This window comes from Pseudomonas sp. AC252 (assembly GCF_979258105.1).
The window spans coordinates 4,754,367-4,774,273 of the sequence record NZ_OZ409837.1; the positions used below are offsets into that span (position 1 = coordinate 4,754,367).

Annotated in this window: 17 protein-coding genes, 1 tRNA gene and 2 pseudogenes; 13 read left to right on the forward strand and 7 right to left on the reverse strand. The window is 57.2% G+C overall.

Annotated features, from left to right (window positions below):
- The first annotated feature begins 6 nt into the window (after positions 1-6).
- The 4 genes from ACZZZ4_RS21845 to ACZZZ4_RS21860 all read left to right on the forward strand — a co-directional run bounded on the left by ACZZZ4_RS21845 (position 7) and on the right by ACZZZ4_RS21860 (position 6,598).
- Entirely contained in the window at positions 7-3,639 is a 3,633-nt protein-coding gene (locus ACZZZ4_RS21845; RefSeq protein WP_463548743.1) for a transporter substrate-binding domain-containing protein, read from the forward strand.
- Between the two features lie 102 nt (positions 3,640-3,741).
- Positions 3,742-4,119, forward strand: coding sequence for a type 1 fimbrial protein (locus tag ACZZZ4_RS21850; protein ID WP_016774580.1), 378 nt, complete (start codon positions 3,742-3,744; stop codon positions 4,117-4,119).
- Between the two features lie 308 nt (positions 4,120-4,427).
- On the forward strand, positions 4,428-4,889 hold the full coding sequence (locus ACZZZ4_RS21855) for a hypothetical protein (RefSeq protein WP_463548744.1): 462 nt from the start codon (positions 4,428-4,430) through the stop codon (positions 4,887-4,889).
- 80 nt (positions 4,890-4,969) lie between these two features.
- Positions 4,970-6,598: a methyl-accepting chemotaxis protein gene (locus ACZZZ4_RS21860; RefSeq protein ID WP_463548745.1), complete on the forward strand. Its 1,629-nt coding sequence runs from the start codon at positions 4,970-4,972 to the stop codon at positions 6,596-6,598.
- A gap of 38 nt (positions 6,599-6,636) precedes the next feature.
- Here ACZZZ4_RS21860 and ACZZZ4_RS21865 read toward each other — a convergent pair whose 3' ends face one another.
- A complete protein-coding gene (locus ACZZZ4_RS21865) occupies positions 6,637-7,221 on the reverse strand; it encodes a hypothetical protein (protein ID WP_262138196.1) in 585 nt (194 codons plus the stop codon).
- A gap of 329 nt (positions 7,222-7,550) precedes the next feature.
- Between ACZZZ4_RS21865 and ACZZZ4_RS21870 the strand changes: the two genes are divergently transcribed.
- Positions 7,551-8,507 carry a fimbrial protein gene (locus ACZZZ4_RS21870; protein ID WP_463548746.1) on the forward strand — a complete coding sequence of 319 codons (957 nt, stop codon included), beginning with the start codon at positions 7,551-7,553 and terminating at the stop codon, positions 8,505-8,507.
- On the opposite strand, the gene ACZZZ4_RS21875 is transcribed toward ACZZZ4_RS21870, so the two are convergent.
- Complete coding sequence (locus ACZZZ4_RS21875) at positions 8,502-8,861, reverse strand: response regulator (RefSeq protein ID WP_463548747.1); 360 nt, start codon at positions 8,859-8,861, stop codon at positions 8,502-8,504. The genes ACZZZ4_RS21870 and ACZZZ4_RS21875 overlap by 6 nt on opposite strands.
- 23 nt (positions 8,862-8,884) lie before the next feature.
- A pseudogene (locus ACZZZ4_RS21880) lies at positions 8,885-10,323 on the reverse strand (ATPase domain-containing protein).
- 310 nt (positions 10,324-10,633) lie between these two features.
- Here ACZZZ4_RS21880 and pstS point away from each other — a divergent pair.
- The 6 genes from pstS (at position 10,634) to ACZZZ4_RS21910 (ending at position 15,886) form a co-directional block, all read left to right on the forward strand.
- Positions 10,634-11,665 (forward strand): phosphate ABC transporter substrate-binding protein PstS, encoded by a 1,032-nt coding sequence (gene pstS, locus ACZZZ4_RS21885; RefSeq protein ID WP_463548748.1) that lies wholly within the window; start codon positions 10,634-10,636, stop codon positions 11,663-11,665.
- A 74-nt stretch (positions 11,666-11,739) separates the two neighbouring features.
- Entirely contained in the window at positions 11,740-12,705 is a 966-nt protein-coding gene (pstC, locus tag ACZZZ4_RS21890) for a phosphate ABC transporter permease subunit PstC (RefSeq protein ID WP_463548749.1), read from the forward strand.
- Positions 12,705-13,616, forward strand: coding sequence for a phosphate ABC transporter permease PstA (gene pstA / locus ACZZZ4_RS21895; protein ID WP_016774590.1), 912 nt, complete (start codon positions 12,705-12,707; stop codon positions 13,614-13,616). The genes pstC and pstA overlap by 1 nt, the downstream gene beginning before the upstream one ends.
- A gap of 75 nt (positions 13,617-13,691) precedes the next feature.
- On the forward strand, positions 13,692-14,453 hold the full coding sequence (gene pstB / locus ACZZZ4_RS21900) for a phosphate ABC transporter ATP-binding protein PstB (RefSeq protein WP_016774591.1): 762 nt from the start codon (positions 13,692-13,694) through the stop codon (positions 14,451-14,453).
- Between the two features lie 93 nt (positions 14,454-14,546).
- Complete coding sequence (locus ACZZZ4_RS21905; protein WP_415762583.1) at positions 14,547-15,248, forward strand: hypothetical protein; 702 nt, start codon at positions 14,547-14,549, stop codon at positions 15,246-15,248.
- Positions 15,245-15,886 (forward strand): hypothetical protein, encoded by a 642-nt coding sequence (locus tag ACZZZ4_RS21910; RefSeq protein WP_463548750.1) that lies wholly within the window; start codon positions 15,245-15,247, stop codon positions 15,884-15,886. Before ACZZZ4_RS21905 ends, ACZZZ4_RS21910 begins: the two co-directional genes overlap by 4 nt.
- Positions 15,887-16,037: 151 nt before the next feature.
- On the opposite strand, the gene ACZZZ4_RS21915 is transcribed toward ACZZZ4_RS21910, so the two are convergent.
- Positions 16,038-16,125: transfer RNA gene (locus ACZZZ4_RS21915), tRNA-Ser, on the reverse strand.
- 123 nt (positions 16,126-16,248) lie between these two features.
- On the opposite strand from ACZZZ4_RS21915, the gene ACZZZ4_RS21920 reads away from it, so the two are divergent.
- Positions 16,249-16,920, forward strand: a complete 672-nt coding sequence (locus tag ACZZZ4_RS21920) for a Bax inhibitor-1/YccA family protein (protein WP_008006561.1) — start codon at positions 16,249-16,251, stop codon at positions 16,918-16,920.
- A gap of 66 nt (positions 16,921-16,986) precedes the next feature.
- Here ACZZZ4_RS21920 and ACZZZ4_RS21925 read toward each other — a convergent pair whose 3' ends face one another.
- Positions 16,987-17,316: a YceK/YidQ family lipoprotein gene (locus ACZZZ4_RS21925; protein ID WP_415762581.1), complete on the reverse strand. Its 330-nt coding sequence runs from the start codon at positions 17,314-17,316 to the stop codon at positions 16,987-16,989.
- Positions 17,317-17,373: 57 nt separating this feature from the next.
- Positions 17,374-17,811 carry an Lrp/AsnC family transcriptional regulator gene (locus tag ACZZZ4_RS21930; protein WP_007955121.1) on the reverse strand — a complete coding sequence of 146 codons (438 nt, stop codon included), beginning with the start codon at positions 17,809-17,811 and terminating at the stop codon, positions 17,374-17,376.
- A 148-nt stretch (positions 17,812-17,959) separates the two neighbouring features.
- Here ACZZZ4_RS21930 and ACZZZ4_RS21935 point away from each other — a divergent pair, with 148 nt between their 5' ends.
- Positions 17,960-18,853 carry a DMT family transporter gene (locus tag ACZZZ4_RS21935; protein WP_463548751.1) on the forward strand — a complete coding sequence of 298 codons (894 nt, stop codon included), beginning with the start codon at positions 17,960-17,962 and terminating at the stop codon, positions 18,851-18,853.
- A gap of 3 nt (positions 18,854-18,856) precedes the next feature.
- On the opposite strand, the pseudogene ACZZZ4_RS21940 reads toward ACZZZ4_RS21935, so the two are convergent.
- Positions 18,857-19,896, reverse strand: a pseudogene (locus ACZZZ4_RS21940) (FUSC family protein).
- Positions 19,897-19,907 lie beyond the last annotated feature (11 nt).

Sequence of the window (19,907 nt, forward strand, 5' to 3'; positions counted from 1 at the left end):
TCGCTTATGTTTCATCTGTTGCGCGGTGTTTTGCTAGTCAGTGTGCTTTTCGTGTTCGGTAGCGGGTCGTTGTGGGCAGCAGAGCCGCGCACTCTGCAGGTGTTCGGTCGATCGGACTGCAAGGAACTGCAAGTCGATCTGGCCAATGAAGACTGGAGTTGGTTGCGGCAGAAGCGCAGCCTGGTGTTGGGCTCGGCGCTCCCGGATTTCCCGCCTTATGTCATGACCGCAAGCGGTACGCGCTATGAGGGGATTGCCGCCGATATCGCCTGCATTATCGGTCAGGCCCTGCACGTTGAAATTACCGTCAAGGCCTACCCCGACAGGCGTGACGCAATGGCCGCACTCGAACGCGGTGACATTGACTTGTTGGGCAGCTCGAACAGTTTCGAATTGATCGATGGCCTCGTCACGCTGAGCAAACCTTATGTCGACGACGTGCCGGCGATATTCATGCGCGGCGATGATCGGCGACCGATGCCGGCCAATCTGGCCGGTTTGCGTATTGCGGTTGCCGACGATTACCTGCCATCCAGTCAATTGCACGGGTTATACCCCAACGCCGAGTTCGTGCTTTTTCCATCCAACGAGTTGGCACTGGCTGCGCTGGCTTTTGGCAAGGTCGACCTGTTTCTCGGCGATACGGTGTCGAGCAATTACCTGATCAACCTCAACTACTTCAACTATGTGCGGCTGCACTCTTTCGTCAAAACCCAAACCAGCGGTTTCAGCTTTGCCTTGCGCCGGGGCAACGACCAATTGCTGCGTCTGATCGACTCGACCCTCGAGTCGCTGGGTGATGCGAAGATTGCGGAGATCACTAAGCGCTGGTCCGGCGGCGGCGGGGCGCTGACGCCCAAACGTATTGATGTGACACCCGGCGAAGCCCGCTGGCTTGAGCTGCATCCGGTCGCGCGCTTCGTCATCAATGACGATCAGGCGCCGTTTGCGTTCTTTGATGGCGATGGCAATTTTGGCGGGATCGGTGCTGATCTGCTGGAGCTGATTCAACGGCGTACCGGTTTGCAGATCAACGTAGAACGCACTGACAGTTTTTCCAGCCTGAGTACGCGTCTGCTGGATGGCAGTGCCGATATCTCGCTGCTGACGCCAACCGTCTCGCGGGAAGTCGGCATGCGTTTCACTCATCCGTTCCTCGCCAGCCCATTTGTGATCGTCACCGCCAAGGACCCGGGCGCGCCTTCAAGCCTGCAGGAATTGCGCGGCAAGCGAGTCGCGGTTCCCGAAAGCTCGGCGGAGCGTGAGCTGCTCAAGGACTATCCCGACATCGAGATCGTCGACAACGAAACAGTCCTGGGTGCGCTGGCCGACGTGAAGAATGGACGTGCGGACGCGATGATTACCACGCTGCACAGTGCGCGTTACTACATCGCGCACATCTACAGCGACAGCTTGCGCATCTCCAACATCGTCGGCATGAACAAAGGCTTCCTCGCCTTCGCCGCGCGGCGTGCCGATACCGAACTGGTCAGCATTCTGAACAAGGCACTGCTGAGCATTCCGCCGGATGAGCTGGACGTGATCCTTAATCGGTGGCGTCCCATTGCAGCATTTTCCGGATTGTCGTGGCGCGACTACAAGGCGCTGATCTACCAGATCAGCGCTGCCGCGTTCCTGATCATCCTCGGGTCGGTGGCATGGAATTTCTACATTCGCCGGCAGATCCGTGAACGCAGCCGGGCAGAGCGATTGCTCGGCGATCAGTTGAAGTTCATGGGCGCGTTGATCAACGGCACGCCGCACCCCATTTACGTTCGTGATCGGGAAGGTCGACTTGTCACCTGCAATAACAACTATCTGCAGACATTTGGCCTGATAGAAAAGGATGTGATCGGCAAGACCGTGCTCGAAAGCGGCAAGCGCAATCGTCAGGAGGCGTTGCAATTTCACGACGACTACCTGCGCGTCATCGAACAGGATGAACCTTACGAGGTGGATCGCACACTGCATGTCGGTGATACGCGGCTGATCATTTACCACTGGATCCAGCCGTATCACGACACGGCGGGTGAAGTCAGAGGCGTGATCTGCGGCTGGATCGATATCAGCGAACGCCGTGAACTGATCGAGGAGTTGCGTGCGGCGAAAGAGCTCGCTGACGAGTCGAGCCGCGCCAAAACCACGTTCCTGGCGACCATGAGCCACGAGATCCGTACGCCGATGAGTGCCGTGATCGGCATGCTCGAACTTACCCTCAAGCGTGCCGAGCAGGGACACTTCGATCGGCCGGCGATTGAGGTGGCGTATGACTCGGCAAAAGGCCTGCTGGAACTGATCGGCGATATTCTCGATGTGGTTCGTATCGAGTCCGGCCATGTCAGCCTTTCGCCGAAACGTGCCAACCTGCGCGAATTGGTCGAATCCGTGGCGCGGGTGTTCGACGGCTTGGCCAGACAGAAGAGTCTGGTGCTGAAGCTCGACATCGACGCCACTGTCGGCTGTGACGTATTGGTTGATCCGATGCGCTTCCAGCAGGTGCTCTCGAACCTGGTGGGTAACGCGATCAAGTTTACCGACACCGGTCATGTCAGCGTCTCGATTCGTGGTCAACGCCTCGCTGACGAACGCTTGCAGGTCGACCTCAAGGTCGAGGACACCGGCATCGGTATTTCCAGCGCGGATCTGCAGAACCTGTTTCAGCCGTTTTCCCAAGCCAACCATGGTCCGTCCAACAGGGGCGGCACCGGTCTGGGGCTGGCCATCTCACGTTCGTTGTGCGAGTTGATGGGCGGGCGGCTGAACATCACCAGTACGCTGGGCAAAGGCACCTGCCTGGAAGTGTCGCTGTTCTTCAACATTCTCAGCCCGCTCGGCGGCAAGGTGCTGCCTGTTTCGGTTATTCAGGACAAACCGGTCCCGACACTCAGGATTCTCGTAGTCGATGACCAGAGCGCCAACCGCCTGCTGTTGACGCAGCAGCTGAGTTTCCTTGGCCAGGCGGTGCGTGATGCCGCCGATGGTGCCCAGGCATTGGCATTGTGGCGCTCGGAGCCGTTCGACATTGTGATCACGGACTGCAACATGCCGGTCATGAACGGCTACGAACTGGCCCGCACCATTCGCCACGACGAACGCGAAAGCGGTGCAACGCCATGTGTCCTGCTGGGCTTTACCGCCAACGCGCAGCCGGAAGAAAAAGTGAAGTGCCGAGAGGCTGGCATGGATGATTGTCTGTTCAAGCCGATCAGCCTCAGCACATTGTCGACCCTGCTTGCAGGCTGGGAAAAGAACCTCGAAACCGAACCTGTCGAAAGCCTGCCTGCGGCGAGTAGCAAGGAGCTGGGATCGATTCGTGAGCGCTTGAACGAGCTCACCGGGGGCGACCTCGACATGATGAAAGAACTCCTGCGTGAGGCGCTGTCGAGTTGTGAAAAGGATCTGGAGGAGTTGCATTCGCTGATACCCGAAAGCGATCCTGGGCTGTTGGCTGACCTGGCGCACCGGATCAAGGGGGCGGCGCGCATTGTTGCCGAGCATCAGGTCATCGAGGCGTGTAACGAGCTTGAAGCCGAGTGCGAGGCGCCTGTTATCGATCCGCTGGACCTCAATCGCAGTGCATTGAAGCTGGAGCATGCACAGGCTGATCTGATCAAGAAAATCAAACGGATCGAGCTGTAAACGTATCGGCTCATGACCATCCGACTGGCCTTGCATTGAAGCTGACGTTAAAGATCATTTTGCAGCGGGCGATACCTTGGTTAATAACCATGGAGTTTCGCGATGATCATTCGACGTCCTTTATTGATTGCCTGCCTTTGCCTGCTCGGTTTTGACACCGTCAGCGCAGCCCAGTCTGCGCCGGTCAGCGGAGTGATTCGCTTCAGCGGTCGAATTGTCGAGGCAAGTTGCATTGCCAGTGGCGCCAGCCATTCTTCTGTCGAGTTGCTTGATTGCCCCCAGGCAAGCACCGGGCAGATTTTTACCGTGAACAACGTCAGTGCGGCAGGGCGAGGTGAGTCGCGCCAGCAGGTGTTTGTGAAGGTGATTGCCGATACTCATGAGCAGGACGATTATTACGACCAGCGCTTGCTGCTCACGGACAACAAGGGTCACCAGATAACGAGCGGTAATTACGTAGTGACGATGACGCTGCCTTGATGGCTTGGAAAGAATGAGTCTGCGCCCCTTGTTTCAAGGTTACTGACAAAAAGGGGCGTTAATAATGAGAATTGTCTGGTTCGCACAGAACCGTCCCGCGCTTCTGGCTTGTCGCGACTCCCCTGCGTTGCAAAATCCCTCCTTCAACACTTTCTGAGCCAGACCATGCGCCGATCGCGTGGGCTGTCGTCAAGGTGTGGCTTTTTATCAGCTATCCCTGCGTTCATTTTTGAGACAAGTCTCATATCAGGCAGGTTGGCCCTTGGTTATTTTCTTGAAAGGAAGAATGGAGCTGCCAAAGGTGTCCGATGTTTCTTGAAAATAACCGCAGTAGATCCTTGCGGATCCTGATCGCCGATAGCGATGTGCGCAGAGGTCAGTCAATCGAACAGCGGTTCAACAAGCTGGGCTGTCTCAGCGTCTTGAACGTTTGCACTTATCGTGACCTGAAAATACTGACGTATTACTGCCCTCAACGGTTGAGCCTGGTCGTCGTCAATGCTGAGTTGCTCAGCGAAATGGCGATGGATCCGCTCGACTTTTTCGGGGAAAATCCGCTGATTCGTCATCTGCTGATTTTCAATCCCAACGATGATCACCAGTGGTCGAAGACCTTCTTCAACCCGCATCCGCAACGTTGGATGCGCCTGGTCTCGAAAATCAATCTGCCGCGACTGGCAGATTTTCTGATGCTGGCCGACCCGGCGCTCAAGGAAATTGCGGAGCCGGCCTCGACCGACCCATCGCTTTCCTCGTGTGCCAACCGCTAGCTGCGGCATCTTCCCGCGCGCCTGCTTTGCTGCCCACTCGTTTGCCCCATTGTCTTGAATACACTCTAAGGTAAGGCATCATGCTGCTTCGTAAACTCAATCTCGCGCCGCGTTCGGCGCTGTGTTTCGGCTTGTTCTGTCTCATGATTATCGCGATCGGATTGATCGCTCTGCAGCAAGTCGACTTGCTCAACAAGGCAGAAACGTACGTCGAGACGACGATCGTGCCGAGTATCAAGCTGCTCGGCCAACTCGATCGAGAGTTCGTCGAAATCAAGGGCAACAACGCTCGCTTGCGCAATCCCATTGAAACGAGTGAGCGCAAAGCGCAGGCCCTGATTGACATCCAGCAGTCGCGTCAGATGATCAAAAATCATCAGCGTGCGCTCATTGACCTGCTGGCGACTGACGCCGGGCGCGAGGCGTTCGAGGAGTTTGCCAAAGCACAGAAGGTCAACGATCAGGCGCAGGACCAATACCTTGAAACAGTGGCGAACGGGCAGCTTGAAGCGGCCATTGCGCTGTCCAGGAATCAGATGCGTGCGGCGTCGGATGGCGTACAGGTCGCGCTCAAAAAGTTGATTGCTCTCAACGAGATAGAAGCTTATGAGGCGGGCAAGCAGGCCGACAATGTCTATGAGCACACGCTGTTGATCGTCAGTGTGTTCATTCTCATCGCGATCGGTGCTTCGTTGGCCCTGGCCTTTTTGTATACCCGCAGCCTGACGGTACCCATTGCAGGCTCGCTAAGGGTGGCGGAATGCATCGCCGCCAATGATCTGAGCGAAACCATTGCGCTGGATGGCTCCGATGAGGCGGCGCAAATGCTGTCGTCATTGGCGGCGATGCAAACCAGTCTGCGAGATGCCTTGATCATGATCCGTGATTCGTCCACGCAGTTGGCCGAGACCTCGGAGGTCATGCACGGCGTCACTGAAGATATCTCGCGTATCACTCAGCGTCAGAGCCATGAAATCGAAATGGCCGCCACCGCCGTCACTGAAATGAGTGCAGCGGTGGAGCAGGTTGCAGACAACGCCGCATCGACCTCGCAGCTGACGTCGGAATCAAGTGCGGCAGCCATTGCCGGTCGAAGTCAGGTCAGCGACACGGTCGCCGCAATCAACCTGATGGTGTCCAGCGTGCACAGCACCTCGGCTGAGGTGCAGGCGCTATCGACCATGGCGAGCGATATCAGCAGCGTGCTGGACGTTATCCGAGAGGTTGCCGAACAAACCAATCTGCTTGCCTTGAACGCAGCGATCGAAGCAGCGCGGGCGGGGGAGGCGGGTCGCGGTTTTGCCGTGGTTGCCGATGAGGTGAGAGGGCTGGCGCAGCGTACTCAGAAGTCGACCGAGGACATCGAGTCCATGGTCAGCTCCATTCAGTCGGGTACCAGCCGCGCAGTTTCCTCCATGAGCCACACCCGCGCTCAGGCTGAGAGAACGCTCGAAATGGCCAATATCGCCGGCGAAGTGCTGACCGACATCACTGGCTCGCTGAATCTCATCAACGAGCGAAACCTGCTGATGGCAACCGCTGCAGAAGAGCAGGCTCAGGTTGCGCGTGAAGTGGATCGCAGCCTGATCAGCATTCGCGACCTTTCGTGTGAAACCGCTGAGGGATCGAAACAGACCGCAGTCGCATCGGCGGAGCTGTCGCAATTGGCCGCGTCGCTGAACAAATTGACCAAGGAATTCAAACTTTAATCAGTAAACGTAAAGCCCTGGCTACCAGGGCTTTTTGATCAGCGCTCGATCGGCGCAGCAAAGTCCTGCGCATGGGGTGCAGAGTCAGTTTGTGCTGGCGATGCGGTTTGTGCTGTCAACTGCTCAATGCAGCTGGCGAGTTGTTTTTCATAGCTTTCAAGTACCGCTTCGGCTTCAGCTTCGCGCTCATCACGCAGGCGGAAGAAATCGTCGCGATTGAGTTGGTCCGCAACAAGTCGGATGTTTTGCTCGATGATCGCGCACAGTGAATCTTCATCCTCTAACACCGCGCTGGTCAGGGCTGCCTGTCGATTGTTTTCGAGTTCGGTTTTTGCGTGCTCAGCGGCCTTCGCCTGTTCCTTTGCGCTAAGCAGGTCGGTTTCCAAAACCTGTTTCTGTTCCGCCAGGCGCTTCAGTTCTGCGCTCATCGACTGGATTGCATCGGCGCGTTGGGTGAGTTGGACCTCCTGTTGTTGCACCACAGCCTTCAGTGGAAACAGTTCATTGAGTTGGTAGCCGGCGACCACAGTCATGGCGATCAGTGCCAGCGCAAGAATGGTCAGGCAGTAGATGGCGGCGTTGCTCTGGGGTTTTGAGCTATTGAGGGTATCGAGGGCTCTCACGGAATCGTTTCTCCTATCAAGAGTAGACAGTGTAATAGCCTCGATTCGCTGGGCCTTTAAGACGAGTCTTAAATTGTGCTCTATTTGCGTATGTCGATAACGGCTAACATTTGTTAAAGAATTCGCAGAAGGTTTATTGTTTAACCCGACTATCTTAAGTTTTTTGTGGATCCATGAGAATTGTCTTGTTTGCGAATAAATAAACTTTTTGCTCAAGCTCCTTTTTTTCATTATCGTCTGCTGCCGTTTTGGTGGCGTTACTGCTGATAGTTCACGCAATCGTCCGCCATTCAATTGTTTGCAAGCACGGCGAGTTCAGAGAGATTGCTATGAAGTTTTCCCATGTTTTAATTATCGGGTTTTTGTATTTACTGTCACTTAACGCAATGGCTGCAGTTTGCGAATTTTATCCCGACCATTCCAAGGGCAGTGTCAGGGTGGTTCTTCCAGCCACGATCTCGGTGCCTCGTGACACGCCCAACGGCACGGTTATCTATGAAAGCCCGATCGTGTCCCTGAGCGCCATACCCAGCTCATTCAGGTGCTCTGCGGTACACAACGAAGGTGTACGCAATACTGTCGGCGTTACTCAGCCGGGCGCGGAGATTTTTCCTATCGGAAATACCGGAATCGGCTGGCAATGGGTCCGACCGCCATCGGGGAAAGCGTGGAAAGGCTTTCCAGGAACTACTGACACTGCTGGCGGTTGGGGTTGGAATGGTTCTGAGCACATCTTGCGTTTTGTAAAGACGGGAACTATTTCCGGCAGTGCGACGATACCCTCAGGCCAACTTGGGACCTTCGTCGCTGCAGAAATCGAGCCTCTGGCAATGAATACAAATGGCACGCGGATCGTCTCGCAGTCTTGTGAAACGCCTGATGTGAAAGTGGATATGGGCAGCTACACCATGAGCGATTTTTTGCAGAACGGTGACTATGCCAAGGAGAAATACTTCTTTCTTGATATGAAAAACTGTCCTCCCGGAATCAATAACTTCAGGTACTCCTTTTCGCCCACTGCGGGCAGCCCTGCATGGAGCGCTGATACCGGCGTGGTACACCTCAACAGTAATTCCACTGCCAAAGGGCTGGCATTGCAAATGCGCTTCAGTGACAGGACGATACTCAAGCTGAACCAGAATTACATAATGAAAGCGCCAACATCGAGCGGCGGTAATGCATCCGTTTCCTTGCAAGCCCGCTTCGTGCGCATCGAGCCTTCCAATGCGCAAATGCGAGCGGGCGATGCCAATGCCGAAATTGCCTTTGTCGTCGAGTATCTATGAGCCCAACAGCCTCTTCACCTCAGCCACAATCATCGCAATATCAAAAGGCTTGGGCACCACCACATCAAACAGATCCGAGCGCTGCATGCCGATGTGCGCTTGCGCGCCACTCATGAGGATGATCGGCAAGTGTTTGACGGACGGCTGGGCACGCACGGCTTCGGCGAATTCGAGGCCGTCCATGATCGGCATCATGAAGTCGGTGATGACCAGCGCCGGACGTTCTCTTTCCAGCACCTCGAGCGCTTTCTTGCCGTTGCTGGCGGTCACTGTCATGAAGCCCTCATCCTCAAGCGCAAAGCCAAGAATGTCAGCAATCAGATACTCGTCGTCGACTACCAGGATGGTGGTCATGTTATTTCAACCCGCTTGAAGACTTACGAAATTGAACCAGGCAATGACTCAGCTGCGACTGAAGGTTCATTTTTCAAAGCCTTTTCCAGGAACACATCTTGATCACGGACAACCACCTCGAACCGCGACGGGTTGTAGGAGCTATCGCGTACCTTAAGAATGGAAAGCGTCCTGCGAAGTTCAGCGTGATTCTCAAAGAAACGCATGAGTATCAGGTTGTCGACAATACTGGACAGGTCAGAGTTCGGTGCGCTGACCTCGGAGCCGAACAAATCGCGCATTTCCCAGGAGGCAAACACTGTCACGCCTCTGGACCGCAGTTCGTTCATCAATGCACTGAAAAAGTCGGTGATGCGTTCCGGTGTGGTTGACACCCGTGTCATGCCGCTCAGGCTATCGATGAACAGGCGCTTGATGCCTTTTTCATCGACCAGGTTCAGCAGGCGTGCGCCGAGGCCGTCGAGCAAACCCTCCGTTGTTGGCTGCCAGGCAATGCTCAATGCGCCGCTGTGTTCCATGTGTTCAATATCGATGCCCAGCGAACGGCCTTTCAGGCGCAGGCGCTGCGGGCTTTCATAGAAACCGAAATGCAGGCCAGGCGCTTCGGCCGTAGATTGCGCCAGAAACTTCAGGCCCAGCGTGGTTTTGCCGATGCCGGAAGGACCCATGACCAGCGTGACGCTGGAGCTGTGCAAGCCGCCACCGAAAATCTCGTCGAGCGACGCAATGCCGCTTGGAATGCGCGTCATGTCCGCGCTGTCAGGGGCGGAAGGGCGCTTGTAGAGACTTTCGAGGCGCGGATAGACGACCAGGCCGTTATCGGTGATTTCGCATTCGTGAAGGCCAGTCAACGCGCCGCTGCCGCGAGTCTTGCGCAAATGAATGCGGCGTACCGAACGGGTACCGAAAAGCTCTTCGCCCATTTCGATGACGCCGTCGACCATCGTGTGTTCCGGGCTGCCGTCATCCAGGCGTGAGCTGGTGAGAAACAGCACGGTGCAACCGGCGAAGGCTGCGTGGCCTTGCAGCTCGGAGATGAATTTTTTCGTGTCGATCGGCGAGTCGGCTTTGGAGCGTGCATTGAGCAGGCCGTCGACGACCATGACGGTCGCCTTCTGCCGAGTGATTTCGCGTCGCAGCAGCTTCACGACTTCATCGAGGCCTTCGTTTTCCAGCGTATCGAATGCGCTGACAAATTGAATTTCGGCTCCCACTCGCGATGAATCAAAAAACTCATCGTCGACAGGAACTGGAACAGCCGGTCGTGCGACTCGGCCAGCAACGTGGCGACCAGTACACGACCGCCGTTACGGGCATGGTGAAAACCGAGCTGGTTGGCAAGGATGGTTTTGCCGGAACCCGGGCGGCCTTGAATGATGTACGAAGCGCCGGCGACAAAGCCCCCCTGAAGCAGCGCGTCGAGCCCTTCGATCCCGCTCTGAAGGCGTTTTAGCTTTTCCACAATGCGACCCTGATCTGAAAAAACAGGCTTGTTCAGCCCAATGGGTGAAATGCTAACGCCATTTCCGGTTGAGGGCCATAAAGGCTGGGGAAAAGTAGCGTTTTTGCAATGTGAACCTGGCACGTGACTGCTCGGGATCAGGGAGTAGGGACAAGCGCCGCACAGGAAGATTCGATTTTTCGAAACCCGGAAGCCGACATACATATGCGCTGCTGCGGACCATGAGGGTAACGCTTGCCACTTTGCTTTCATGAAATCGTCACAAAACTGCTGCAGAGTTCGGGAGCCCGTAATCACTAGGTGTCATTTAATGAAAAGTTTGATGAAGTCTGCTGCGCTCGCCATTGCGGTATCTCTTTGTGCCACCTCGGCCTCCTTTGCAGCAGAAAATGTTCGCCTGACGGGGTCCGGAGCAAGTTTCCCGGCGCCGATCTACCTGACCTGGTTCAAGGATTTCAGCAAGAAATCCGATGGCGTCACTGTCGATTACCAATCCAAGGGCAGTGGCGCGGGCGTACAGGACTTCTTGAACAAAACCGTAGATTTCGCTGCCAGTGACTCGGCAATGAAAGACGAAGATATCGCCAAGGTCGCCGAAGGCGTGCAGTTGCTGCCAATGACCGCCGGGGAAATCGTGCTGGCCTATAACCTGCCGGGCAATCCCAAGGGGCTGAAGCTGCCACGCGACGTCTACTCCAACATTTTCCTGGGCAAGATCACGCGCTGGAACGATCCGCAGATCGCCGCAGCCAACCCGGACCTGAAACTCTCCGATACGCCAATCACCGTTGTCGTGCGTGCAGATTCCAGCGGTACGACCGCGGTATTCACCAAGCACTTGGCAACCGTCAACGCCGAGTTCAAGCAGGCGTTGGGTGAGGGCAACACCGTCAACTGGCCGGCCAGTGACAAGTTCATCAAATCGCCGAAAAACGATGGCGTAACCGCTACCGTGCGCCAGACCCCAGGTGCGATTGGTTACATCGAATATGGCTTCGCCAAGCTGGCCAAGGTCGACTTTGCCCAGTTGCAGAACAAGGCTGGCAATTACGTCGTGCCAAACGCCGAAAGCGGTGCCGAGGCCCTGGCGGCGGTGAAGATGCCGGAAAACCTGGTGGCCTGGCTGCCTGATCCGGACGGTGCCAAGTCCTATCCGATCACCTCTTATACCTGGATGATTTTCCGCAAGGACAATGGCAACCCGGCCAAGGCCAAAGCCATGCGTGAAATGGTCGAATACAGCCTGACCGAGGGGCAGAAGATTGCCGATTCGATGGGTTACATCCCGTTGCCGCAATCGGTCGTCGAACAGGTTCGCAAAGCGTCCGCCAACATTCAGTAACGCCGTGAGGTCTCTCTCGGCGTGTGCGTCTGCGCCACGCCGGGAGAGTTTTCCCCCTGTTCCGGACTTAGCCCATGAACAAACCTTTTGTCGTACCGGTTAACCCCGACTCTGCCTGCCAGCCACCCTCGACGAAGGATTTCCTGGTTGATCGCACCTTCCGCGCGCTCGCACGCATCGGTGTGGTACTGATTCTGGCGCTGGTATTTGCACTGGTGTTCGAAGTCGGACGCAAGGCACTTCCCGGTATGGAGAAGCACGGCTTCGATGTGCTTCTGGGCAGCGTGTGGGACGTCAACCAGGGCAAATACGGCATCCTGCCGGCTATCTGGGGCACGCTTTACAGCGCCTTCATCGCGTTGCTGATCGCCGGTGTCTTTGGCGTGAGCATGGCGATTTTCCTGACCCAGGATTTTCTGCCGACCAAGCTCGCTGCGCTCTTTCGTACCATCGTCGAACTGCTCGCGGCCATTCCCAGCGTGGTCTATGGCCTGTGGGGAATCTATGTGGTGATTCCGGCGATTCGGCCGCTGACGACCTGGTTGAACAGCGAACTGGGCTGGATACCCTTTTTCGGCACGTCCCTGAGCGGTCCGGGCCTGCTGCCCGCTGGTCTGGTACTCGCGATCATGATTCTGCCGACCATTGCCGCCGTTTCGCAGGACGCGCTGACGGCCGTGCCGATGAAAACCAAGCAGGCCGCGTACGGGATGGGCACTACCCATTGGGAAGCGATTCTGAAAGTGATGGTGCCTTCGGCCGCCACCGGTATCTTCGGCTCTCTGGTGCTGGGCCTGGGGCGCGCGCTGGGTGAAACGATGGCGCTGGCCATGCTGGTCGGCAATGCCAACAACATTTCACTCTCGCTGTTTGCACCGGCCAACACGCTTGCCGCTCTGCTGGCCCTGAACTTTCCAGAAGCCGGGCCGAACGAGATCGAGGTGTTGATGTATGCCGCACTGGTGCTGATGCTGATTACGCTGATCGTCAACGTTTTCGGTTCGATGATCATGATGTACGCCCAACGGGGTAACAAGTGATGACTGATCTGACCGCAGCAACAGACCTGACTGCGCCAACCGGTGCGATGCCCAGCTTGCAACGCAGGTTCGAGGGCCGCGCGCTGCGCAGCCTGATCCTGACCACCCTGGTCTGGGCAGGTGCTTTGCTGGCCAGCGTGCCGCTGATTTCCGTGCTCTACATGCTGATCACTCGTGGTGGCGCACGTCTGAACCTTGAAGTCTTTACCGAACTGCCGCCGACCGGCTTCGAGATGGGCGGCGGTTTCGGCAATGCGATGGCAGGTACTTTCGTAATGGTCGGTATCGCCGCAGCGATCGCGGTGCCGGTCGGGATCATGGCGGCCATCTTCCTGGCTGAACTGGGGCCGGACAGCAAGCTAGGGAACGCCGCGCGTTTTGCCGCCAAGATGCTTACGGGCCTGCCGTCGATCCTGGCGGGGGTGTTTGCCTACGCTTTGGTAGTAATGACCACCGGCACGTATTCGGCACCGGCAGGTGGCGTGGCGCTCGCCGTCCTGATGCTGCCTATCGTGGTGCTGACCGCAGAAGAGTCGATGCGGATGGTGCCCAAGATCATGAAAGATGCTGCTTATGGCATGGGCTGCACCCGCTCGCAGGTCATCTGGAAAATCATCTTGCCGACCGGCATGCCGGCGATCCTGACTGGCGTGATGCTCGCCGTGGCGCGTGCCGCAGGCGAGACGGCACCGTTGTTGTTTACCGCGCTGTTCAGCAACTACTGGATCTACCACCAGGGCAATCTCGATGTCATGAATCCGACTGCCTCGCTGGCGGTGCTGATCTACAACTTCTCCGGCATGCCTTTCGATAACCAGCTCGAGCTCGCATGGGCGGCCTCGTTGGTGCTGGTGATGATCGTGCTGTTCGTGAACATCATCAGCCGGATTTTCGGCAAGCCCAAGTATTAAGAACGGGAGCATCTGATTTTGAACGTATCCACTGCGCAAATTGCCGCTCCGTTTGTCACCCAGGCGCCTGTAGTCATGGACTGCAAACTGGACAAGATTTTCTACGGCAACTTCATGGCAGTACGTGACAGCCACGTGCCCATCGAGAAAAACAAGATCACCGGATTCATCGGTCCCTCAGGTTGCGGCAAAAGCACTGTGCTGCGCAGTCTCAACCGAATGAACGATCTGGTGAAGGGCTTTCGTTTCGAGGGCCATGTGCATTTCCTCGGGCAGGACGTCTACGGCAAGGGTGTCGATCCGGTGGTCGTACGCCGCTACATCGGCATGGTGTTTCAACAGCCCAACCCGTTCTCGATGAGCATCTTCGACAACGTGGCGTTTGGTCTTCGCCTCAATCGCTACAAAGGCGATATCGGCGACCGCGTCAAGCATGCGCTGCAAGGCGCCGCGCTGTGGGACGAAGTCAAGGACAAGCTCAAGGTCAGCGGCCTGTCGCTCTCCGGTGGCCAGCAACAACGCCTGTGTATCGCCCGGGCGATCGCCACTGAGCCGGAAGTCCTGCTGCTGGATGAGCCTTGTTCGGCACTGGACCCAATCGCCACCCGACGCGTCGAAGAATTGATGGTCGAGTTGAAGAAGGACTACACCATCGCACTGGTGACTCACAACATGCAGCAAGCCATCCGTGTTGCTGACACCACGGCGTTTTTCTCGGTGGATATTTCCCAGGGCACACGCACCGGTTATCTGGTCGAGATGGGCCCGACCGCGCAGATCTTCGACAACCCGCGTGAACAGATGACCGGCGATTACATCAGCGGCAAGTTCAGCTAATTCACAGCACCGGTCACGGCCGCCTACCTGCACAAGCCAAATGGATTTGGCGGGCACCGGTGGACATTTACCAAGCGTTTCCAAGGAGCTCCAATGCCTGCCACGCATCGTCTTGATTTGCCTGCGATTGAACGTGCACTGCGGGAAGTGCAGAGCCGTTTCGCCGAGCTCAGCCGGCACTTCACCGAGCCCCGAGACCCGTTGACTGATGAAGTGCTGCACAATGTGCTTGAAGGCTATGCGTTGGTTGACGAGTATGTTGCCCGCGGCGTCGACCTGTTCGATCTGCAGCAACTGAACCTGATGCTGGAGATCAATGCCACAGTGCTTTGTGGCCGGGATCCGGCGCGTCGGCTGGAATACGCTCAGCATCTGTCAGCCACCGAGGCGCATTTCTTCAACAACGTCGAGGGCGGCATCAAGGACTTGTACAACTGGTATTGCGCGTATCGCAGTGAGTCAGTCTGGAAGCGTGCAGCGGGTGTCTATGTGCGTATTCTGAGCAAGCCGCAGCTGTTTATCGAAGGCAATAACCGCAGTGGCTCGCTGATTGTCAGCTACTTGCTCATGCGGGCAGGGCTGCCTCCATTCGTGTTGACGCTGGAAAACGCCGAGGGTTATTTCAACCCGTCCTCGGTCATCCGCAACTCCGCCAAGCATGGCGTAAAGGCGTTGTACGAATTGCCCAAGATCAAGAAAAAATATGCAGCATTCTTAGAAGAACAGGCGCCCGATCCAATGAAGTTCTTTCTCAAAGGCAAGCCTTTGCCTGTCTCTCAGGGTGGCCAGCGATGAGCTGGGCTCCAGCATTTGCCAGATTGAAAACCTTCGGCAGCCGGGCAGGGCAGGCTATCCGCTGCGCTTTGCCGCAGTTGTTCGAACGTCAGCGTATACGGATTTCGTTCGATATCGATGACACGCTCGCTTGCCAGCTCCACCACTGCGCAGTCGAGAACAGTCGACTACCGGCCTGTATTCATCGCTGGTTGGGTGAGCCGTTGCGGATGGGCACACGATCGCTGATCCGAGAGCTGCGTCGCCAGGATTGCAGTGTCTGGGTCTACACCTCATCCGGGCGCACGCCGTCCTATATCAGGCGCTGGTTGGCGCTGTACGGTATCCGCGTCGACGGCGTGGTCAACAGCGTGCTGCACAACCGTGCGCTGACGGCGCACGGGATGTCGAATGCGCCTTCCAAGTATCCGCCAGCGTTCGATATCGACTTGCATGTCGATGATTCGGAGGGCGTGCAGATTGAAGGCAAGGATCATGGCTTCCGGGTGGTCGTGGTGCATCCCGAGGATGATCGCTGGGCGCAGAAAGTGCTGGATTCGGTGGCCGGGGTCCAGGCGCAGCTCGCCTGGCAGCAAATGTTCAGACCTCAGGCGCCGGTGCAACAGCGTGCGGAGGCTGTCTTTGAGTCGCTTGGTTGAGCGAGTACGTATTGGCTATCTGGACAGCAGCGCCTCAGGTGTACGAGGCACTGCTGAGAAATGACTCAATAGATGCGCAAACGCTGCTGTGTAAACATGTCTCGCAGAAACGACAAAGCCCTGAATAATCAGGGCTTTGTCGTACATAAGATGGCGGAGGCGATGGGATTCGAACTCATGGACCTGTTACAGTCGACGGTTTTCAAGACCGTTGCCTTAAACCACTCGGCCACACCTCCGTTTGCGTTGCGGGCGCCATAATACCTGAATGAAACACACTGTCAAACTCTCTGCATGGCTTGTTACAGAGCGTCTGTTATGATCTTTGCGACTGAACGTTTCAAACCAACAGGAGTGTCGCCATGCGCGAACAGGATTACGCAGTTAATAACAGCGTGCAGGCTGAGCAGCTAGAGGTTAGCCGCGTCCTGCGCAACACTTATGGTCTCTTGGCCCTGACCCTCGCATTCAGCGGTGTGATGGCCTTCGTAGCCCAGCAGATGCGTGTCGGCTACCCGAACATTTTCGTGGTGCTGATCGGCTTCTACGGGCTGTTCTTCCTCACCAACAAACTCCGTGATTCCGCGTGGGGCCTGGTTTCCGCCTTCGCGTTGACCGGTTTCATGGGTTTCCTGCTCGGCCCGATCCTCAACCGTTACCTGGGCATGCAGGGCGGCGCTGAAGTGGTCAGCTCGGCATTCGCCATGACCGCGCTTGTGTTCGGTGGTCTGTCGGCCTACGTGCTGATCACCCGCAAGGACATGAGCTTCCTCGGTGGCTTCATCACTGCCGGTTTCTTTGTCCTGCTGGGCGCTACGCTGGCGAGCTTCTTCTTCCAGATCAGCGGCCTGCAACTGGCGATCAGCGCCGGCTTCGTGCTGTTCTCGTCGGTGTGCATTCTGTTCCAGACCAGCGCGATCATCCACGGCGGCGAGCGCAACTACATCATGGCGACCATCAGCCTGTATGTATCGATCTACAACCTGTTCGTCAGCCTGCTGCAACTGTTCGGCATCATGAGCCGCGACGACTGATCAAAGCAGCTGCAATAAAAAAACCCGCTTCGGCGGGTTTTTTATCGTCTGCAGAAAAGTGGCTGCTCAGTTGATGACGATGCTGCCATCCACTTGCTGACGGTAGATTGTGTAGGGCAGGAGCAAGGTGTCGAGCGCGCCGGACACTACGGCGTCCACCAGCACCCCAGGGATCGCCGCGTTGCGGTGATCGTCGGGATCGATACCTGAGGCCAGCGGTGCGTTCAGCGTGCAGAAGTCATAGGCGAGGCCGCTGTAGATTCTCGGCACTGCGCCGCAATAACTCTTTTGTTCCTTGAGGCCATCCACGGCAGCTTGATCATTACGCGCCACCGTTTGAATCGTGCCACAACCGCCGAGCAGCAGGGCCGCCAGCAGCATTGCCTGAATTTTCATACCGCCATTCCTTAGCCGCAAAAACCACAATCTACGCCGGTCAATGACAAAAGGCACCTACGCCATCGGTGGCAGTCGCCGTTTCACCGGGGTCTTCTTGACGATCGCCGTGTTCGTTTCAGCCAGCGTATTGAGGCGATCGAGCAGGGTGTCGAGTTGCTCCATCGAGCGCACGTGCAGACGGGCGATAAAGCAGTCCTCCCCGGTGACCTTGTCGCACTCGGTAAACTCAGGGATCGACATGATCTGCCGTTCCACCTCCTGCAACTGCCCGGGCAGCGGCCGCACCCGGACGATCGCCTGCAACTGATAGCCGAAGCATTTCGGATCGATTTCTACCGTGTAGCCCTTGAGTACGCCGCGTTCTTCCAGGCGCCGCAGTCGCTCGGCCACGCTGGGCGACGATAAACCGCTGATCTGCGCCAGCGCTTTCAGTGAGCGCCGCGAATCTTCCATCAGCGCGCCGATGAGGATCTGGTCGATATCGTCAGTCATGTACGAAGTCCCGATTAGGCCATGAGTGGAAAACACCCACGATAAAAAAGGCAAAAACCGAGTTTAGCCTGCTTTATGCGCTGGAGCTGCACTGCGTCCGCTGGGCATACTTTTGCCATGCTTTAGCCACAGCCTCAGGAGAGAAATAATGGACAACGCAATCCGCCGCGGCTCGCTGGAAATGACCGCCGCCATGCTGATATCTGGAACGATTGGCTGGTTCGTGCTGGTGTCCGGGCAGCCGGTGCTGGACGTGGTGTTTTGGCGTTGCGTATTCGGCGCCGGCACCTTGTTGTTGATCTGCGCCGGGTTTGGCTTCCTGCGCCCGGGGATTCTGACTCGCACTACGTTGCTTCTTGCCGTGGTCAGTGGTGCGGCGATTGTCGGTAATTGGGTGCTGCTGTTTGCGTCCTATTCCCTCGCCTCGATAGCCATTGGTACGGCGGTCTATAACGTGCAGCCGTTCATGCTGGTCGGCCTGGCGGCGTTGTTCCTTGGCGAAAAGATCACCGTGCAAAAGCTGTTCTGGCTGGCGATTTCGTTCCTGGGCATGCTGGCGATTGTCAGCGCCCATGGCACGCAAGGTGAGGAGGGTAACGATTACTTGATGGGGATTGCCCTGGCGCTGGGGGCAGCGTTTCTGTACGCGATTGCCGCATTGATCATCAAGCGCCTGACCGGCACGCCGCCGCACCTGATCGCGTTGATTCAAGTGTGCACCGGAATTCTGTTGCTCGCGCCGTTTGCGCATTTCGACGCGTTGCCGCAAGGCGCCGATGCCTGGGCCAGTCTGGTGACGCTGGGCATGGTTCACACGGGGCTGATGTACGTTTTGCTGTACGGCGCGATTCAAAAACTGCCGACCGCGCTGACCGGCGCGCTGTCGTTCATCTATCCGATTGCGGCGATATTCGTTGACTGGTTCGCCTTCGGTCATCGCCTCGAATTGCTCCAGTGGATCGGCGTGGCGGCGATCCTGCTGGCCGCCGCCGGGATGCAACAAGGTTGGGGCTGGAAAACCCGGCGGCTGGCGGCGCAGTAACGCTCAGATGTTCCAGCGCGGCGCAGTGGTTGCCAGACGCTGGCGCATCTCGCTGATATTGGCCGCCAGTTGTCGCGTCAGCATCCGGTAGCCGTCGAGCGTATTGGCGACCGGCGCATCGAGCTCCGCTGCTGGCAGTTCCATCGGCCGATCCAGCCGCTGCGAAGCGCCGGTTTTCAACGCGCGGGCCATGCCGATCAGCTGCACACGAATCTGCCGGTGCTCAGCCTTCAGCGCCGTTTGCAGATGTGCCGAGGCCTGTGGATCGCTGAGGTTGGGGCGGATATTGCCGAGAATTTCCAGCGTGCTGATGCACATGCGCAGGTTGCGCTGAATCGCGTCGAGTTCGGTCATGGAGATTTTCACTTCCTTGGACACCGAGGGCATCAGCGAGCGCAACTGCACCATCACCGCACCCACCTTGCTCATCAGCCGTACGTGTTCGTCGGCGCTGACCGCTTCACCGTTGATGATGCGCCCGTACACCGTGGCGCAGTCGCGCAAGGCGTCGGCGAGGTTGTAGCGCCACGAGTACACCGCGTACAGCGGCAGCGCAAAGGAAAAGCCAAAGCCAGGGCGATGCCGATGAGGATATCGACGCCTCGCCACAAGCCGTCGGTGATCGGATTGTCGCCATGCCCGGCGACGATAAATACAGTGATCGCCGAGAGCAGGGCGGTATAGCCACCCTTGCCGATCGCGTGATAGGAGAAAAATCCACACACCACGGCCATGGAAAAGTACGTCAGCCACGGCATGCCCAGCCAGGCGTGTTGTGCCACCAACGCCAATCCGACCCCCGCACCCATCAACGTGCCGATCGCGCGCTCGGCGGCTTTTTTGCCGATATTGCCGTGGTGCTGCAACCCACCGATCACCACCAGCATCGTCACCGACGCCCACTCACCGTGGGGCAGGTTGATGCCAGTGGTCAGCAGAATCGTCGCCAGCAACCCCAATGCCACCCGCACGGAATGGATCAGGCGGGCGTGACGATAGCGCCGGTACGGGTCCAGTAACGGACGCAGGATACGGCGCAACAGCGGTGGCCATC

Coding starts and splice junctions, on each gene's coding strand:
- ACZZZ4_RS21935 (WP_463548751.1), top strand. CDS start 17,960: ATGGACAACGCAATCCGCCGCGGCTCGCTGGAAATGACCGCCGCCATG.
- ACZZZ4_RS21905 (WP_415762583.1), top strand. CDS start 14,547: ATGCCTGCCACGCATCGTCTTGATTTGCCTGCGATTGAACGTGCACTG.
- pstB (WP_016774591.1), top strand. CDS start 13,692: ATGGACTGCAAACTGGACAAGATTTTCTACGGCAACTTCATGGCAGTA.
- ACZZZ4_RS21925 (WP_415762581.1), bottom strand. CDS start 17,316: ATGAAAATTCAGGCAATGCTGCTGGCGGCCCTGCTGCTCGGCGGTTGT.
- ACZZZ4_RS21845 (WP_463548743.1), top strand. CDS start 7: ATGTTTCATCTGTTGCGCGGTGTTTTGCTAGTCAGTGTGCTTTTCGTG.
- ACZZZ4_RS21920 (WP_008006561.1), top strand. CDS start 16,249: ATGCGCGAACAGGATTACGCAGTTAATAACAGCGTGCAGGCTGAGCAG.
- ACZZZ4_RS21870 (WP_463548746.1), top strand. CDS start 7,551: ATGAAGTTTTCCCATGTTTTAATTATCGGGTTTTTGTATTTACTGTCA.
- ACZZZ4_RS21930 (WP_007955121.1), bottom strand. CDS start 17,811: ATGACTGACGATATCGACCAGATCCTCATCGGCGCGCTGATGGAAGAT.
- ACZZZ4_RS21910 (WP_463548750.1), top strand. CDS start 15,245: ATGAGCTGGGCTCCAGCATTTGCCAGATTGAAAACCTTCGGCAGCCGG.
- pstS (WP_463548748.1), top strand. CDS start 10,634: ATGAAAAGTTTGATGAAGTCTGCTGCGCTCGCCATTGCGGTATCTCTT.
- pstA (WP_016774590.1), top strand. CDS start 12,705: ATGACTGATCTGACCGCAGCAACAGACCTGACTGCGCCAACCGGTGCG.
- pstC (WP_463548749.1), top strand. CDS start 11,740: ATGAACAAACCTTTTGTCGTACCGGTTAACCCCGACTCTGCCTGCCAG.
- ACZZZ4_RS21855 (WP_463548744.1), top strand. CDS start 4,428: ATGTTTCTTGAAAATAACCGCAGTAGATCCTTGCGGATCCTGATCGCC.
- ACZZZ4_RS21875 (WP_463548747.1), bottom strand. CDS start 8,861: ATGACCACCATCCTGGTAGTCGACGACGAGTATCTGATTGCTGACATT.
- ACZZZ4_RS21850 (WP_016774580.1), top strand. CDS start 3,742: ATGATCATTCGACGTCCTTTATTGATTGCCTGCCTTTGCCTGCTCGGT.
- ACZZZ4_RS21860 (WP_463548745.1), top strand. CDS start 4,970: ATGCTGCTTCGTAAACTCAATCTCGCGCCGCGTTCGGCGCTGTGTTTC.